The sequence below is a fragment of the Piscinibacter sp. XHJ-5 genome (assembly GCF_029855045.1).
GTDB lineage: Bacteria > Pseudomonadota > Gammaproteobacteria > Burkholderiales > Burkholderiaceae_C > Albitalea.
This window is the reverse complement of sequence record NZ_CP123228.1, coordinates 3,747,353-3,763,682: the sequence shown is the minus strand read 5'-3', so window position 1 is coordinate 3,763,682 and position 16,330 is coordinate 3,747,353. Positions and strand designations below refer to the sequence as shown.

The window sequence follows — 16,330 nt, the reverse complement described above, 5'->3', positions numbered from 1 at the left end:
AGCTCAGCGCAGGTTGTAGAAGGCAGCGCGGCCCGGGTAGCTGGCCACGTCGCCGAGGTCTTCCTCGATGCGCAGCAGCTGGTTGTACTTGGCGATGCGGTCGCTGCGCGACAGCGAGCCGGTCTTGATCTGGCCCGCGTTGGTGCCGACCGCGATGTCGGCGATGGTGGAGTCCTCGGTCTCGCCCGAGCGGTGGCTGATGACCGCGGTGTAGCCGGCGCGCTTGGCCATCTCGATCGCCGCGAAGGTCTCGGTGAGCGTGCCGATCTGGTTGATCTTGATCAGGATCGAATTGGCGATGCGCTTGTCGATGCCTTCCTTGAGGATCTTGGTGTTCGTGACGAACAGATCGTCGCCGACCAGCTGCACCTTCTGCCCCAGGCGTTCGGTGAGCAGCTTCCAGCCGTCCCAGTCGCCTTCGGCCATGCCGTCCTCGATGCTGATGATCGGGTACTTGTCGACCCAGGTCGCGAGGATGTCGGTCCACTCGGCCGCGGCCAGCGTGAGGCCTTCGCCCTCGAGCGCGTACTTGCCGCCCTTGAAGAATTCGCTGGCCGCGCAATCGAGGCCGATCGCGATCTGCTCTCCGGCGGTGAACCCCGCCTTGTCGACCGCCTGGAGGATCATCTGGATGGCCGCTTCATGGCTCTCGACGCTGGGCGCGAAGCCGCCTTCGTCGCCGACCGCCGTGCTCATGCCCTTGTCGTGGAGGATCTTCTTCAGCGCGTGGAACACCTCGGCGCCGTAGCGCACGGCCTCGCGGAAGCTCGGCGCGCCGACCGGGATGATCATGAGCTCCTGCAGGTCGAGGTTGTTGTTGGCATGGGCGCCGCCGTTGACGACGTTCATCATCGGCACGGGCATCTGCATGGCGCCGGAGCCGCCGAAATAGCGGTACAGCGGCAGGCCGGACTCTTCGGCCGCTGCGCGCGCCACTGCCATCGACACGGCCAGCGTCGCGTTGGCGCCGAGGCGGCTCTTGTTCTCGGTGCCGTCCAGGTCGATCAGCGTGCGGTCGAGGAAAGCCTGCTCCGACGCATCGAGGCCGAGCACGGCCTCGCTGATCTCGGTGTTGACGTGCTCCACCGCCTTCAGGACGCCCTTGCCGAGGTAGCGACTCTTGTCGCCGTCGCGCAGCTCGATCGCCTCGCGCGAGCCGGTGGACGCGCCCGAGGGCACTGCCGCGCGGCCCATGGTGCCGGATTCGAGCAGCACGTCGCACTCGATGGTCGGGTTGCCGCGGCTGTCGAGGATCTCTCGGCCGACGATGTCAACAATCGCACTCATTCCAGTCTCTCCGGTTTGCAGGTTGATTTCTTGTGATGCCTTGCGATCGGGGCGGATGGGCCGCCGATTCGTTACATCCTGGGATCGTTCGCGTCGGGCGAGAAGTCGTTCTCGAGCAGCGGCTGCTGCTTCACCACGCGATCCAGCGACACGAGCTGCTCCAGCAGCGCCTTCATGTGCTTCAGCGGCACCGCATTGGGACCGTCGCTCAGCGCCTTGGCCGGGTCGGGGTGGGTTTCCATGAACACGCCGGCCACGCCGACGGCGATGGCGGCGCGCGACAGCACCGGCACGAATTCGCGTTGTCCGCCGGAGCTGGTGCCTTGCCCGCCGGGCAGCTGCACCGAGTGCGTGGCATCGAAGACCACCGGCGCGCCGGTCTCTCGCATGATGGCCAGCGAGCGCATGTCGCTGACCAGGTTGTTGTAGCCGAAGCTCGCCCCCCGCTCGCAGGCGAGGAAGCTGTCTTCGGGCAGCCCCTTCTCGCGCGCCGCCGCGCGGGCCTTGTCGATCACGTTCTTCATGTCGTGCGGCGCGAGGAACTGGCCCTTCTTGATGTTGACCGGCTTGCCCGATTGCGCCACCGCCCGGATGAAGTCGGTCTGGCGGCACAGGAAGGCGGGGGTCTGCAGCACATCGACGACGGCCGCGACGGCGGCGATCTCGTCTTCGCTGTGGACGTCGGTCAGCACCGGCACCTTCAGCTCGCGCCTCACCTTGCCGAGGATCTCGAGGCCCTTCTCCATCCCGGGGCCGCGGAAGGATGTGCCGCTGGAGCGGTTGGCCTTGTCGTAGCTGCTCTTGAAGATGAACGGGATGCCCAGCGCGGAGGTGATCTCCTTCAGGCGGCCGGCGACGTCCATCTGCAACTGCTCGGACTCGACGACGCAGGGGCCCGAGATCAGGAAGAAAGGCTTGTCGAGGCCGGCCTCGAAACCACACAACTTCATGCAGCGACCTTCTGCTTGTTGCCGGCGCGCTCCGACTGGTGCTTCAGTGCGGCCTGGATGTAGGACTTGAACAGCGGATGGCCGCCCCACGGCGTGGACTTGAATTCGGGGTGGAACTGCACGCCCATGAACCACGGATGCACGCTGCGCGGCAGCTCGACGATCTCGGTGAGCTTCTCGCGCTGCGTCAGGGCCGAGATGACCAGGCCGGCGTCGCTCAGCCGGTCGAGGTAGTTGACGTTGGCCTCGTAGCGATGGCGATGCCGCTCGGTGACCACGTCGCCGTAGATCTCGTGGGCCAGCGTGCCGGGCTTGACGTCGGAGCTCTGTGCGCCCAGGCGCATCGTGCCGCCGAGGTCGGATTGCGCCGAGCGCTTCTGGATGGAGCCGTCGGCGTCCTGCCATTCCTCGATCAGCGCGATCACCGGGTGCGGCGTCTCGGGCTCGAACTCGGTGCTGTTGGCGCTGCCCAGGCCGGCCTTGTGGCGCGCGTACTCGATGGTGGCGACCTGCATGCCCAGGCAGATGCCGAGGTAGGGGATGCGGTGCTCGCGAGCGTATTGCGCCGTCAGGATCTTGCCCTCGACGCCGCGCTTGCCGAAGCCGCCCGGCACCAGCAGCGCGTCGTAGCGATCGAGCTGGTGCAGGTTGTCGGCGTTGAGCGTCTCCGAGTCGACGTACTCGATGTTGACCCGCGCGTGGTTGTGGATGCCGGCGTGGCGCAGCGCCTCGTTGAGCGACTTGTACGAATCGGACAGGTCCGTGTACTTGCCGCACATGCCGATGGTGACCTCGCGCTGCGGGTGCTCGACCTCGTTGACCAGCTGGTCCCAGCGCTTGAGGTTGGCCGGCGGCGTGTTGATGCGCAGCTTGTCGCAGATGAGGCCGTCGAGGCCCTGCTCGTGCAGCATGCGCGGCACCTTGTAGATGGTGTCGGCGTCCCACACCGAAATCACGCCCCATTCCGGCACGTTGGTGAACAGCGAGATCTTCTGCCGCTCCTCTTCCGGGATGGCCCGGTCGGCGCGGCACAGGAGCGCGTCGGGCTGGATGCCGATCTCGCGCATCTTCTGCACGGTGTGCTGCGTGGGCTTGGTCTTCAGCTCGCCGGCGGCGGCGATCCACGGCACATAGGTGAGGTGAACGAAGGCGCTGCTGTTGGGACCCATGCGCAGGCTCATCTGGCGCACGGCTTCGAGGAAGGGCAATGACTCGATGTCGCCGACCGTGCCGCCGATCTCGACGATGGCGACGTCGACGGGGTTGTCGCCGCCGACACCCGCGCCGCGCTTGACGAACTCCTGGATCTCGTTGGTGACGTGCGGAATCACCTGCACCGTCTTGCCGAGGTAGTCGCCGCGGCGCTCCTTCTCGAGCACGCTCTTGTAGATCTGACCCGTCGTGAAGTTGTTCGACTTGCGCATGCGGGTCGTGATGAAGCGCTCGTAGTGCCCGAGGTCGAGGTCCGTCTCGGCGCCGTCGTCGGTCACGAACACCTCGCCGTGCTGGAACGGGGACATCGTTCCCGGATCGACGTTGAGGTAGGGATCGAGCTTGATCAGGGTGACCTTGAGGCCCCGCGATTCGAGGATCGCCGCGAGTGACGCAGCCGCGATGCCCTTGCCCAGCGAGGACACCACACCGCCGGTGACAAAGACGAACTTGGTCATGGGGGATCAGCACGAGAAGTGCTGTGGTGGTAAAGCGCGATTATAGGCGTCGAGGTCGAGACCACCCCTGGATTCCAAGCGGGTCGCTTTCAGAATTTCACGTTCGACTGCGCGGCCAGCCATGGCGCGCACGACACCCCGGCCCACGTCAGATGATCTTCTCGCCCGGATGCGTGATCTTCTTCATCGACTCGTAGCGCGGCGAAGCGACCACCAGCGGCGCGTTCGCCTCACCACCCTTCCATTGCGGGTCCTCGATCGATTCGAACACCTGGCGCAGCCGCTGGCCCCAGGTGGTGCGGATCATCTGGAAGTAGGGGTTCTGCTCGTCGATGCAGACGATCTGGTTGCTGTGCAGCGCGTGCGCGTCGTAGACCACCAGATCGAGCGGCAGGCCCACCGTGAGGTTGGACTTCAGCGTGGAGTCCATCGACACCAGCGCGCACTTCGCCGCCTCGTCGAGCGGCGTGAGCGGTGTGATCATGCGGTCGAGCACCGGCTTGCCGTACTTCGATTCGCCGATCTGGAAGTAACAGGTCTCGCGGGTCGCCTCGATGAAGTTACCCGCCGAATACACGAGGAACAGGCGCATCGCTTCGTTGCCGATCTGGCCGCCGAAGATGAAGGACGCATTGAACTCGATGCCCGAGGCCTTCAGGGAGGGACCGTCCTGGTCGTAGACGCGGCGCACCGCGCTGCCGAGCACGCGCACCGCGTCGAACAGGCTGGTGGCGTTCCAGATGGTCAGCGGCACGCCGGTGCCGTTGTCGACCTTCTCCACCTGCAGGATCTCGCGCACCGACTGGCTGATGGACAGGTTGCCGGCCGAAAGCAGCACCATGAAGCGGTCGCCCGGCCGCTCGTAGACCATCATCTTGCGGAAGGTGCTGATCTGGTCGAGGCCCGCGTTGGTGCGAGAGTCGGACAGGAACACCAATCCGGCATTGAGCTTGATGCCGACGCAGTAGGTCATGAGGGCTTGCCTTCGCTGATGGCCTTCAGCCGGTAGAGCGCATCGAGCGCTTCCTTCGGCGTAAGCATATCGGGGTTGATCGCCGCGAGCGCGCGTTCTGCCGGTGCAGGCTCCCGCTCGGGCAGCGGCGCGGGCGGCGCGAAGAGGTCGATCTGCGCATCGGCCGCGCGTTGCTGCGTCTCGAGCGCTTCGAGCGTGGCGCGCGCCTGGCGCACCAGCGTTCCCGGCATGCCGGCCAGGCGGGCCACCTGCACGCCGTAGCTGCGGCTGGCCGGTCCGGGCTGGATGTCGTGCAGGAAGACGATGTCGTCGCCGCTTTCGGCCGCCGACACGTGCACGTTGAGCGCCCGCTCGTGCTTGAGAGGGAACTGGGTCAGCTCGAAGTAGTGCGTCGCGAACAGGGTGAACGACCGATTGCGGTCATGCAGGTGGCTGGCAATGGCGCCGGCCAGCGCCAAGCCGTCGAAGGTGGATGTGCCGCGTCCGATCTCGTCCATCAGCACGAGCGACTGGTCGGTGGCGCCGTGCAGGATGGCGGCCGCCTCGGTCATCTCGAGCATGAACGTGGACTGCGCGTTGGCCAGGTCGTCGGCCGCGCCGATGCGCGTGTGGATGGCATCCATCGGGCCGAGCCGGCAGCTCTTCGCCGGCACGAACGAGCCCATCGCCGCGAGCAGCGCGATCAGGGCCACCTGGCGCATGAAGGTGCTCTTGCCGCCCATGTTGGGGCCGGTGATCACCAGCATCTTGCGGGTGGCGTCGAGCCGGCAGTCATTCGGCATGAACGTGCCCGCGCCGGTTTCCTGCAGTCGCGCCTCGACCACCGGATGGCGGCCGGCATCGATGGCGATGCAGGGCTCGCGCACGAACTGCGGGCGGCACCAGTTGAGCGTCGTCGCGCGTTCGGCCAGGGCCGCGAGCGCGTCGAGGCCGGCCAGCGCGCGCGCCAGTCCCGACAGCTCGTCGAGGTGCAGCTGGAGCTGGTCGAGCACCTGGTCGTACAGCATCTTCTCGCGTGCCAGCGCGCGCTCCTGCGCCGACAACGCCTTGTCCTCGAAGGCCTTCAGCTCCGGGGTGATGAAGCGCTCGGCGTTCTTCAGCGTCTGGCGCCGCAGGTAGTCCATCGGCACCTTGTCGACCTGGCCCTGCGTGACCTCGATGTAGAAGCCGTGCACCTTGTTGAACTGCACCCGCAGGTTGGCGATGCCGGTGCGCGCCCGCTCGCGTGTCTCGAGGTCGAGCAGGAAGGCGTCGCAGTTCTCGCTGATGGCGCGCAGCTCGTCGAGCTGCGCATCGAAGCCGGTCGCGATCACGCCGCCGTCGCGCAGCAGCACGGACGGCTCCTCGGCGACCGCCGCCGACAGCAGTGCCACGATCTCGCCCGACGGATTCAGGGCCTCGGCCAGCATGTCGAGCAGCACCACGGCGCGATTCGGGACCAGCCCCCGGATGGCCGGCAGGCCCTGCAGCGTGGCACGCAGCCCGGTGAGCTCGCGCGGACGCACCTGGCGAAGTGCGACGCGGGCAGTGATGCGTTCGACGTCCGAGAGGCCACGCAGCGCATCGCGCAGGCGCTCGACACCATGCTCCATCAGCACCTCGATCGCATCGTGGCGCTGGCTGGCGACCGTGCGCTCGCGCAGCGGGTGCGTGAGCCACTGGCGCAGTGCGCGGCTGCCCATGCCGGTGCGGCAGGTGTCCAGCAGCGACAACAGCGTGGGTGCCTCCTCGCCGCGCAGGGTCTGCGTGAGTTCCAGGTTGCGATGCGTGAGCGGCGGCAGGTCGAGCAGTGCGCTCGCGCGCTCCACCTGCAGCGTTCGCACATGCGCGAGAGCCTGGCCCTGCGTGTGCTCGGCGTAGCTCAGCAGCGCCGCGGCCGCGGCCTGTGCGCAGCCCAGGTCCTGGGCATTGAAGCCAGCCAGGGTGGCCACGCGCAGCTGCTCGCACAGCTTGCGCTGCCCGAGCGCCGCATCGAACTGCCAGGCAGGGCGGTGCGTGACCGGCGTTGCCGATCGGGCGAGCACGGGCGGTACATGCTCGCGGTCGACCAGCACTTCCGCCGGGTCCAGCCGCGACAGCCAGCCGGCGAGCTGTCGCTCGTCGCATTCGGTGACGCCGAGCTGGCCGTTGGTGAGCCCCAGCCAGGCGAGGCCCCAGGTGGTCACGCCGCGTTGCGTGTGACGCGCCATTGCCAGCAGCAGCGCATCGCTCTTGTCGGCCAGCAGCTCGCTGTCGGTGACCGTGCCGGGCGTGACGATGCGCACCACCTTGCGCTCGACCGGACCCTTGGCGGTCGCCACGTCGCCCACCTGCTCGCAGATCGCCACCGCCTCGCCCAGCTTGATCAGCTTGGCGAGATAGGCCTCCACCGAGTGCACCGGCACGCCGGCCATCACCACCGGCTCGCCGGCGCTGTGGCCGCGCGAGGTCAGCGTGATGTCGAGCAGCTTGTTGCCGCGCCGCGCGTCGTCGAAGAAGAGCTCGTAGAAGTCGCCCATCCGATAGAACACGAGCACGTCGGGATGCTCGGCCTTGATGCGCAGGTACTGCTGCATCATGGGCGTGTGGGCAGCAGTACCTGCGCTGCTCGGTGTCTCGTGCACCTCGGGCTTCATCGGTCGGCTCCCGTCGCGCGCGGGAGTGGGTCGAACTGGCTATGGTCCATCGTGTTGCGTTGCACTCTTCGACGCCCGGTCGAGGAGGGCGCTGCAGCGGTGGATGATCGCATGTTCGAATTGCGGGCCGGCCCAGCGGCCATCGGAGACGCGTGTTCTTCTGCTTGCTGGCAGTGACTTCTTGATTGGCTCTGCGCCTGCCGCGGCAAGCAGACTTTCCAGCGAAGAGCGGACGGCCGAACTCTAGGACGGCGTGTGCGAGGCGCACTGCGGTACATCGGCGACGCCGAGGGCGACGATGCGCTCCAGCGCCGCGACGACCCGACGGCCGGCCTTCATCTCCTCGACAAACGCCTTCAGGTATCGCAGGCCGGCGCTGCGCCCCTTCGGCACCGCGATTGCCTGCTCGATGGCCGCGAACCGGCCCTCGAGGAGGCGCAGCCCGCCGTTCGCCTGGGCGAACGCGGCGAGCGGCTGCTTCAGGCCGGCCACCGCGTCGAGTCCCTCGGCGAGAAAGCGCTCGAGGGCGTCGCGGGGGGTGGGTGACCGAATCAGCTCTGCGTGGCGCAGGCTGCGCGTCAGATGCACGTCGAAAACCGTGCCTTGGACGATCGCGATCCGCATGCCGGCGTGGTCGAGATCGAGCACGGTGCGGTACGGCGACGGCCCGTGAACGAGGTAAGTGCCCTCGAGCACAACAAAAGGAGCGGTGAAGTCCACGCCCCGCGCGCGCACGGGATCGATAGCGAGAAAGGCCACGTCCCACGCCCCTGCCACGCCTGCCTCGAAGACGCTGACCGCGCCTTCGAAACCGAGCAGCGATCGTGGCACGGACAGCCGTCCAGCCAATTCGTCGACCAGCTCGACCGCCAAGCCGCGAGGCTCGCCACTCGTGGCGTCGCGCTGCACAAGCACCTGGTTGCCGTAGTTGACCGCCGCGCGCAGCGTGCCGCCGGGGGCGAGGTCCCGGTACACAGCCTGCATGAAATCGCGGATCACCTGAAGTCTCGGGGTAGGCGCGCTTACGCCGACGCGCATCCCGGATCGTACGCTCCTATGCCTGACGAAATGGCATGGTGGGGTTGGCAAAACGCTCAAGACGAAACGGTGAGATCCATGTCGGGCATCTCAGACTTGCAAGTCCGCAAATCGACCACCCTCGCGCGCCAGGCGCTCGAGCAGCGGCGCGGGCTCCCACCAGTAGCCGTACTCCGCATGGAAGCGTTTGATGTCGGCAAGCACTTCGGGGAGCCCGATGCGGTCCGCGTAGTACATCGGCCCGCCTTGATGTGCCGGAAAGCCGTAGCCTGTCACGTAGACGATGTCGATGTCGCTCGGGCGCAAGGCGATGCCTTGTTGAAGAAGCTTCGCACCCTCGTTGACCATGCCGTAGACACATCGCTTGATGATCTCGTCCTCGGAGATCTCTCGGCGCGTGATGCCCATGCGTCGTGACTCCTCGATGATGAACGCCTCGACTTCGGGGTCGCGCTGCGGCGTGCGGCTGCCTTCGTCGTAGCGGTACCACCCGGCGCCGCTCTTCTGCCCGAGTCGGCCCAGATCGGCCAGCTTCATGATCAGGTCGTTCCACCGCCGGTCGGTCGGGCGTGTCGCCATCTGCGCCTTCCGGGTCTGATGGCCCACGTCGTTGCCGGCGAGGTCGTGCACCGCGAAGATGCCCATTGCATAGCCGAAGCGGGTCAGCGCCGCGTCGACCTCGTGCGGCAAGGCGCCGTCCTCGACCAGAAAGTGCGCCTCGCGGGTGTAGTTGCGAAACAGCGCGTTGCCGATGAAGCCGGGATAGATGCGCGACAGCACGGCCACCTTGCCCATACGGCGCCCCAGATCCATCAGCGTCGCGATCACGTCGGGCGCGGTCTTGTCGGCGCGAACCACCTCGAGCAGCTTCATCACATGCGCCGGGCTGAAGAAGTGCGCGCCGACCACGTCCTGCGGCCTCTGCGTTACGCCGGCGATGGCATCGACGTCGAGCCCGGACGTGTTGGTGGCCAGGATCGCTCCCGGCTTCGCGATGGCGTCGAGCTGGCGGAAGATGCTCTGCTTCAGGCCCAGGTCTTCGAACACGGCTTCGATGACGAGGTCGGCATCCTTCACGTCGCCGATGTCGACCGACCCGCGGATCGATTCGAGCCGCTCGTCCATCGCGCTCTGCGCCAGGCGCCCACGCGAGACGCTGCTCGCATAGTTGGCGCGCACGCGCCCGAGGCCACGATCGAGCGCGGCGGGGTCGGCATCGATCAGCGTCGATGCGAGGCCGATGTTGGCAAGCGACATCGCGATCCCGCCGCCCATCGTGCCGGCGCCGATGACCGCGACGCGCCGGACTTGCCGCGTGGGCAGGTCCGCGGGAATGTCCGGAATCTTCGCGGCTTCGCGGCGCGCGAATTCGACGTGCGCGGCGGCGCGTTCGCGCTCGGCGTTGGTCAGGGTCGGGATGTCGGTGGTCATGGGGCGGTTCTCATGAATGTCAGGATCGGTTGCCGGGGGCGACGAGCGGCTTCGCCCGCCCTTCGACGAATTCACGCAGGCGCTCCGCGGTCTCGGGCGGGCGCTGCATGTTCGAGTTCAGGTATTCGACGAACAGCCCGTCGTCGTGGGACAGGTCATTGATGCGCGGAAGCAGGTTGGTGATGCGCCAGTTCGTATCGGGCGTGTTCTTCGCGATGACGGCGGCCAGCTCCCGCGCCTTCGCCAGCGCCTGGCCCGTGGGCACGACGTAGCGCACGATGTGCTCGCGCTCGCCTTCAGCGGCCGAGAGCAGCCTGCCGGTCAGCATCATGTCGGCCATCACCGTGTAGCCGACGACGCGCTGGATGCGCACCGTGCCGCCACCGCCGACAAAGATGCCGCGCTGGCCTTCGGGCAGGCCGAAGAAGGCCGATTCGTCGGCGATGCGCACGTGCGCCGCCGTCGCGAGCTCCAGCCCGCCACCGACCACCGCGCCATGCAGCGCGGCGACGAAGGGGATCGGCCCGCGAGCGATCGTGTCGAACACCTCGTGCCACGAATGGCGCTTGCGCTTGCGCGGCGGCTTCGTCTGCCCTGCCGCCCGCGCCAGTGCTTCGCCGAGGTCGAGGCCGGCGCAGAAATGCTTGCCGTGGCCGTGCAGCACGCCGACATCGGCTTCCTCGCCGGCGCGGTGCACGGCAGCGCGAAGCTCGTCGATCACGGCCTCGTTGATCGCGTTGCGCTTGTCGGGGCGGTTCAGGCCGATCAGGGCGATCGGGCCGTCGAGCTCATAGGTGACGAAGTCGGTACTCATGGAAGTGTCCCAGGGAGGTTCGAGTGCGTGCTACAGGTCGAGCACAAGCTTGCTGCTCTTCGCGCCGGAGCAGCAGATCATCATTCGGGTGTTCTCCGCCTTTTCGGCGGCGCTGAGCACGAGGTCGCGGTGGTCGGGCGTGCCGCCGAGCACACGCACTTCGCAGGTGCCGCAGATGCCTTCGCGGCACGAGTAGGGCGGCTCGATGCCGATCCCCTCGAGGCAATCGAGGATCGTGTGGCCGGGTTCCACGAACACGCTGCGGCCGGTCTTGGCCAACTCCACCGTGAAGCCGCCGTCGGTCGCTGCGCTCTCGCGCGCCGCGAAGTATTCGACGTGCACCTGTGGCGGTGGCAACGTCTTCGTGGCGGCCTCGAAGGCGTCGAGCATCGGCAGCGGGCCGCAGCAGTAGACGTGTGCGCCAGGCGGCAGCGCGGTGACGATGCCCGGGATGTCGAGCATGCGTCCGCCCGGCTCGCGGTCGAAGCTGAACTGCACTTCGGCGCCGCTCTCGTCGCGCAGCACCTGCAGCGCATCGACGAAGGCCGCGCCCTGGCGAGTGCGCGCCGCATAGTGCAGCCGCCATGGCTTGCCCAGCGCCTGCATGCGCCGGATCATGCTGCGCAGGGGCGTGATGCCGATGCCGCCGGCGATGAACACCGACAGCGGCGCCGCCTCGTCGAGCGGAAAGTTGTTGCGCGGCAGGCCGATCGTCAGCGTGTCGCCGGCGCGCAGCGTCTCGTGCATGTAGCGCGAGCCGCCGCGGCTTTGTGCATCCTTGTTGACGCCGATCACATAGCGCTGGCGCTCGTCCTGCGAGTTCAGCAACGAGTAGCTGCGCAGCACGCCGTTGGGCAAGTGAACGTCGACATGGGCGCCGGCCGTGAACGCGGGCAACTCCTTGCGCGGCGGCATCGGGCACAGCTCGAAACTGAGAATGCCGTCGGCTTCCCAGGTGATGGATTTCACCCGGACCTGCAGCGTGTCGGTGATGCTCATGATCGTGTCACTCGGGCTTGAAGCCCGAGGCCTTGATGACCGGCTCCCAGACCGCCAGCTCCGTGCGCTGGCGTTGAGCCATCTCCTGCCCATTCAGGTAGTGCGGCGACACCGACAGGCGTGTCGTCAGCGCGTCGCGGACCTGCGGCGTCGCAAGAACCTTCTGCAGCGCGCGCTGCATGCGTTCGATCTCGGCGGCGGGAGTCTTGATCGGTGCCCACATCGCGGTCCAGCCTTCGCCGCCTGCCACCTTGATGCCCTGTTCGGCCATCGTCGGGATCTCGGGCATCAGCTCGGAGCGCTTGTCGCTGAAGATGCCGATCACGCGCACCTTGCCCGAGCGATGGAATTTCATCATCTCGTCCATCAGCGTCACCGCTGCCGGCACATGACCGCCGACCAGGTCGGTGATCAGCGGCGGCGTGCCCTTGTACGGCGTGACGGGCAGATCGATTGCTGCGGCCTTCGCGAACTGGACGCCCAGGAAGTGGTTCTGCCCACCGAGCCCCGGCGTGCCGAAGGAGGCGGTGGGATTCTTCTTCACCCACGCGATGAACTCGCGCACGTTGGTCGCGCCGGTCGACAGGCTCACTGCCATGCCGAGCGGATACGACACGAGGCTCGCCACCGGCGCGAAGTCGCGCCAGATGTTCCACTTGATCTGCGAGCCGAACACGAGCGTCTGGAAGGTCGGTGTCGCGTTGGGAGCAATCATGTAGGTCAGGCCGTCGGGGGCGGCCGCCATCAGTGCATCGGCGGCAAAGCGGCCGCCGGCGCCGACCTTGTTTTCGATCATCACCGGCTGGCCCAGCTCGGCGGGCAGGCGGTCGGCGATCAGGCGGGCGATCGCGTCGGTGCCACCGCCGGGCGGCAAGCCCAGCAGGATGCGAATCACCGGCTTGTCCTCGGCGCGGGCATGGAAGGCGGCGGGCGCGGCAAGGCTCGCGCAAGCGGCGGCCAGCATCCGCCGTCGGTTCATCGTCATTGTCTTGTCTCCGTTGAAGGTGTTGCGCTCAGAGCCTGTGAGGTATTCGTCCTTGAACCGTCGGCTTCGCTCTGAGTGAGCCGACTGCGCTGCACAATTTCATAGGTGCTTCGCTCCGTCGGCTCAGGCCGTTTCAGCGAGCGCTCGCCAGTCGCTGCCGGCGGACAGCACGCCGCCCACCGACACCGCCTTCGCGTAGTCGAGCTCAGGGTGTGCGGCCAGGGTCGGCGTCTTGCCGGCCTGGAACTCGCGCGCCGCCTTCAGCAGCAAGCTGCGCACACGCAGCACCGCGCCGTCGGCCGAGCACAGCTGTTCCTGCGTGCGGTCGTAGATCGCGCCTTGGCTGATGAACATCGCGAAGTCTTCGGTGCCCAGGTGCTGCGGAAAGCCGGTGGCATGGCCGCGCTTCATCAGGTCGCGGTTCTGGCCCCAGTTGTGGGCCGCGTCGCCCGGAGGCAGCGGCGGGAAGTTCCACACGTCGGGGGACGCCGACATCACCGTCATGCCGAGCGGCCGATGCGGGTTGAAGTGCACGAACCAGGCGCGGTGCGTGGTGTCGTCGACCGGTGTCGAGAAGAACACCGTGCTCGGGCCCTTGGCGTCGGGCGGGCAGATGATGCCGTACCACGGCATCACGAAATTGTTGACGCGTGCGTAGACCTTGTTGTCGGGCAGCGCGCGCAGCGCGGCGTAGCGGTAGCCGTAGGGTCGGTCCTCGAACTCGAGCTTGGGCGCGAGTGCCTGCGTCATCAGCACGCGCTCGTTGCCGCCGCCGGCGGTGATCTGCGTCGTCGACTCGTGCAGAACGCCGACGTGCGACGAGTCCATCGACGCCTCGACTGCCTGCACCCAGTTCGTGGGCACTTCCTGGCTCGTCACTGCGCGATGCTCATCGGGCAAGTCGACGAAGGGCAGGTCCGGGAACTTTGGCGGAGTGTCGCCCTTGCCGAGCCACACCCACACGATGCCGCCGCGCTCCTGCACGCCGTAGCGGTTCACCCGCACGTGCTCGCAGAACCTCTGCTGGTCGCCGGTATGGTTGGGCGCCTCGGCCACTTCGCCATGCACGTTGATCTTCCAGCCGTGGTACAGGCAGCGCAGGCCGTTGTCTTCGTTGTGCGCGAGCGCGAGCGATGCGCGGCGATGCGGGCACTGTTCGTCGATCACGCCAACGCGGCCGTCGGTGGTGCGAAAGGCGACGTAGTTGCCGCCCAGCAGGCGTACCCGCAGCGGCGCGCCGTCGCGCACCAGCTTGCTCGCAGGCACTGCAGGGATCCAGTAGTGCTGGCGGATCATCTCGCCCATCGGTGCGCCGTTCTCGACGCGGCAAAGGAGCTCGTTGTCTTCGCGGGTCATTGCCATGACGTCACTCCTCGTCCTTGCGGAACGCGCGTGAATAGACGCGCCGGCAGTTGCATTCGAAGATGTCGGCGCGCTGCTTCGAGGTGAGCCACTCGATGCTTTCGATCACCGGCTTCATGTCGTCGTAGTCGCGACCGGAGACGGGATCGCGTGCGCTGCCGGTGCCGGGCTTCTCGGTGCCGAACAGCACGTTGTCGGTCCCCGCCACCTTCAGCAGCAGCTCGATCGCTTCCTTCGAGTAGTTGCAGGTGTCGAAGTACAGCTTCTTCAATTGCTCGTCGAAGCTCACGGTCTCGCCCTTGCGCACGTTCCACGAGCGGAAGCGGCCCATCTGGTAGGGAATCGCGCCCCCGCCGTGCGCGACGACGATCTTCAGCGTCGGGAAGGCGTCGAAGGTCTTCTCGCCCAGCAGCGAGACGATCGCGATGCTTTCTTCGTTGATGAACTTAAGCGTGTACGACTCGCGTGCGCTGCAGCTTCCGGCGGAGTGGATCAGGCCGGGCACGTCGAGCTCCGTCATCGCCTGGTACAACGGATGCCAGAACGGATCGCCCAGCCCCGGCGGCGTCGGGCCAACGCCCTCGGTCGGGTCGGGGTTGATCAGGCAGCCGACGAAGCCCAGCTCGTTCACGCACCGGCGCAGCTCGGGAATCGCGCGCACGTCCAGTGCCTCGTCCATGTACTGCGGAAGGCCCGCGACACCGCGAAAGCGGTCCGGGAACATGTCGACGAAGCGAGCAATCAGGTCGTTGCAATGGCGCGACCACAGCTCGCTGACGCGGCCCGGCTTCACCGAATGCATCTGCAGGTAGGGCCGCGGCGAGATGAACTGCACGTCGGTGCCGACGCCGTCCATGCTGCGCACGAGCTCCTCGGCCATCTTGCGCACCGAGGCGTCGGGCACCTTCGGCGTGGTCGACGGGTTGGCGCGTCCGCCGACGAGTTCCGCCATGTATCGGAAGCTCTCCGGGGGCATGACGATGTGGGCGTGGGAATCGATGATCACAGTCAACCTGCTTTCTGAATGAGGGCGATGAATTCGAGCTGCAGCCACATGCCGTGTTGCAGGTCCTGGATGAGGATGTGTCGCGCGGGGCGGTCCGCCGCGTCGGGGAAGCAGCGCAGCCATTCGGTGTTGATGGCTTGACGCACGGAGTTGTCTTTCGCGTAGACGGTCAGCTTCGCGACGTCGGCGAGGGTGGCGCCGCCGGCTTCGAGCAACCGCTCCATGTTGTCGAATGCAAGCCGCGCTTGCGAGGCCGCATCGGGCGGCAACTGGCCATCGGCCGGGTCCTTGCCGCCGATGCCCGACGAGCAGATCAGGTTGCCCACCTTCGCACCGAGCGGAATCGGCGCGTTGTGGACGAGGCCGTGAACCTCGAGCGAGCGGGCAGGGCGGGACATGGTCAGGCTTTCGTCGAGGGGGTGTCAGGCGTCGTTGCCGGACTCAGTTTCGAAGAAGCTCATCGGCACCTTGGCGAGGAATTCCGAGAATCCGGTGGTGCCTGCCGGTACGTGCAGCAGCATCGTTTCGGCGGCGAGTGCTTCATCGCCGGCCTGGATCGCTTGCGCGATCTTGCGGTGGTCTTCGAGCGACGCGGCGATCTGCGCCTTGGTCTGGAAGTCGCGCACGCGGTAGCGCTGGATCAGCCTGCGCGCCTGGCGGATCTGCTCGGCCAGGTACTCGTTGCGGCAGCCGGCGTAGACGGCTTCGTGGAACACCGTGTTGGCGACGGCGTACTCGGCCGCACCGCCATGCTCTGCGGCCTCTTCGCATTGAGCGACGGCCGCATCCAGCGCGCGGCGCACTTCGTCGTCGAGGCGGCGTGCGGCGAGCTTGGCGCACAAGGATTCGAGTTCGCCGATGTATTCGAGCATCGCCCGCACGCGGTTGATCGACAGGCGAGAGACGAACACGCCTTGGCGCGGCGCGATGCGGACCAGCCCGCGCGCAGCGAGCTGCTGCAGCGCTTCGCGGACAGGTGTGCGCGACACGTCGAAGCGGGTGGCCAGCGCGCGCTCGTCGAGGGCGGCACCCGGGCCCAGCTTTCCGCTCTCGATCTCGTCCTGCAGCGTGGCGCGGATGTCCGCCGCGCGGCCCCCGCGCTGGGGTGCGTCGGACGAAGGCTCGGCGTTCAGGTCGGGTGAAGCGTGAGGGGTGGGCTTGGTATCCATTGGAGTCTCCTTGTGATGAAATATACCAAAT

Annotated in this window: 14 protein-coding genes; all 14 read right to left on the bottom strand. The window is 67.2% G+C overall.

Annotated elements, in window-relative coordinates; translation table 11 throughout:
- Window positions 1–3: 3 nt before the first annotated feature.
- The 14 genes from eno to P7V53_RS17670 all read right to left on the bottom strand — a co-directional run bounded on the left by eno (window position 4) and on the right by P7V53_RS17670 (window position 16,299).
- On the bottom strand, window positions 4–1,287 hold the full coding sequence (gene eno, locus P7V53_RS17735; RefSeq protein WP_280150793.1) for a phosphopyruvate hydratase: 1,284 nt from the start codon (window positions 1,285–1,287) through the stop codon (window positions 4–6).
- 71 nt (window positions 1,288–1,358) lie between these two features.
- Window positions 1,359–2,237, bottom strand: a complete 879-nt coding sequence (gene kdsA, locus P7V53_RS17730) for a 3-deoxy-8-phosphooctulonate synthase (RefSeq protein WP_280150792.1) — start codon at window positions 2,235–2,237, stop codon at window positions 1,359–1,361.
- Complete coding sequence (locus P7V53_RS17725; RefSeq protein ID WP_280150791.1) at window positions 2,234–3,907, bottom strand: CTP synthase; 1,674 nt, start codon at window positions 3,905–3,907, stop codon at window positions 2,234–2,236. The genes kdsA and P7V53_RS17725 overlap by 4 nt, the downstream gene beginning before the upstream one ends.
- A 148-nt stretch (window positions 3,908–4,055) precedes the next feature.
- Window positions 4,056–4,880 carry a proteasome-type protease gene (locus tag P7V53_RS17720; protein WP_280150790.1) on the bottom strand — a complete coding sequence of 275 codons (825 nt, stop codon included), beginning with the start codon at window positions 4,878–4,880 and terminating at the stop codon, window positions 4,056–4,058.
- Window positions 4,877–7,495, bottom strand: a complete 2,619-nt coding sequence (gene mutS, locus P7V53_RS17715) for a DNA mismatch repair protein MutS (RefSeq protein WP_280150789.1) — start codon at window positions 7,493–7,495, stop codon at window positions 4,877–4,879. The genes P7V53_RS17720 and mutS overlap by 4 nt, the downstream gene beginning before the upstream one ends.
- A 243-nt stretch (window positions 7,496–7,738) precedes the next feature.
- Complete coding sequence (locus tag P7V53_RS17710; protein ID WP_280150788.1) at window positions 7,739–8,494, bottom strand: transporter substrate-binding domain-containing protein; 756 nt, start codon at window positions 8,492–8,494, stop codon at window positions 7,739–7,741.
- 129 nt (window positions 8,495–8,623) lie between these two features.
- A complete protein-coding gene (locus P7V53_RS17705) occupies window positions 8,624–9,964 on the bottom strand; it encodes a 3-hydroxyacyl-CoA dehydrogenase (RefSeq protein WP_280150787.1) in 1,341 nt (446 codons plus the stop codon).
- 19 nt (window positions 9,965–9,983) lie between these two features.
- On the bottom strand, window positions 9,984–10,778 hold the full coding sequence (locus P7V53_RS17700; protein ID WP_280150786.1) for a crotonase/enoyl-CoA hydratase family protein: 795 nt from the start codon (window positions 10,776–10,778) through the stop codon (window positions 9,984–9,986).
- A 30-nt stretch (window positions 10,779–10,808) separates the two neighbouring features.
- Window positions 10,809–11,777, bottom strand: coding sequence for a PDR/VanB family oxidoreductase (locus P7V53_RS17695; RefSeq protein ID WP_280150785.1), 969 nt, complete (start codon window positions 11,775–11,777; stop codon window positions 10,809–10,811).
- 7 nt (window positions 11,778–11,784) lie between these two features.
- On the bottom strand, window positions 11,785–12,756 hold the full coding sequence (locus P7V53_RS17690) for a tripartite tricarboxylate transporter substrate-binding protein (RefSeq protein ID WP_280150783.1): 972 nt from the start codon (window positions 12,754–12,756) through the stop codon (window positions 11,785–11,787).
- A 129-nt stretch (window positions 12,757–12,885) separates the two neighbouring features.
- A complete protein-coding gene (locus P7V53_RS17685; RefSeq protein WP_280150781.1) occupies window positions 12,886–14,124 on the bottom strand; it encodes an aromatic ring-hydroxylating dioxygenase subunit alpha in 1,239 nt (412 codons plus the stop codon).
- 4 nt (window positions 14,125–14,128) lie between these two features.
- Window positions 14,129–15,130: an amidohydrolase family protein gene (locus P7V53_RS17680; protein ID WP_280150779.1), complete on the bottom strand. Its 1,002-nt coding sequence runs from the start codon at window positions 15,128–15,130 to the stop codon at window positions 14,129–14,131.
- A 2-nt stretch (window positions 15,131–15,132) separates the two neighbouring features.
- Window positions 15,133–15,456: a RidA family protein gene (locus tag P7V53_RS17675; RefSeq protein ID WP_280150777.1), complete on the bottom strand. Its 324-nt coding sequence runs from the start codon at window positions 15,454–15,456 to the stop codon at window positions 15,133–15,135.
- Between the two features lie 96 nt (window positions 15,457–15,552).
- The gene (locus P7V53_RS17670) at window positions 15,553–16,299 is read right to left on the bottom strand and encodes a GntR family transcriptional regulator (RefSeq protein ID WP_280150776.1); all 747 of its coding nucleotides are present in this window, start codon (window positions 16,297–16,299) and stop codon (window positions 15,553–15,555) included.
- Window positions 16,300–16,330: the final 31 nt, after the last annotated feature.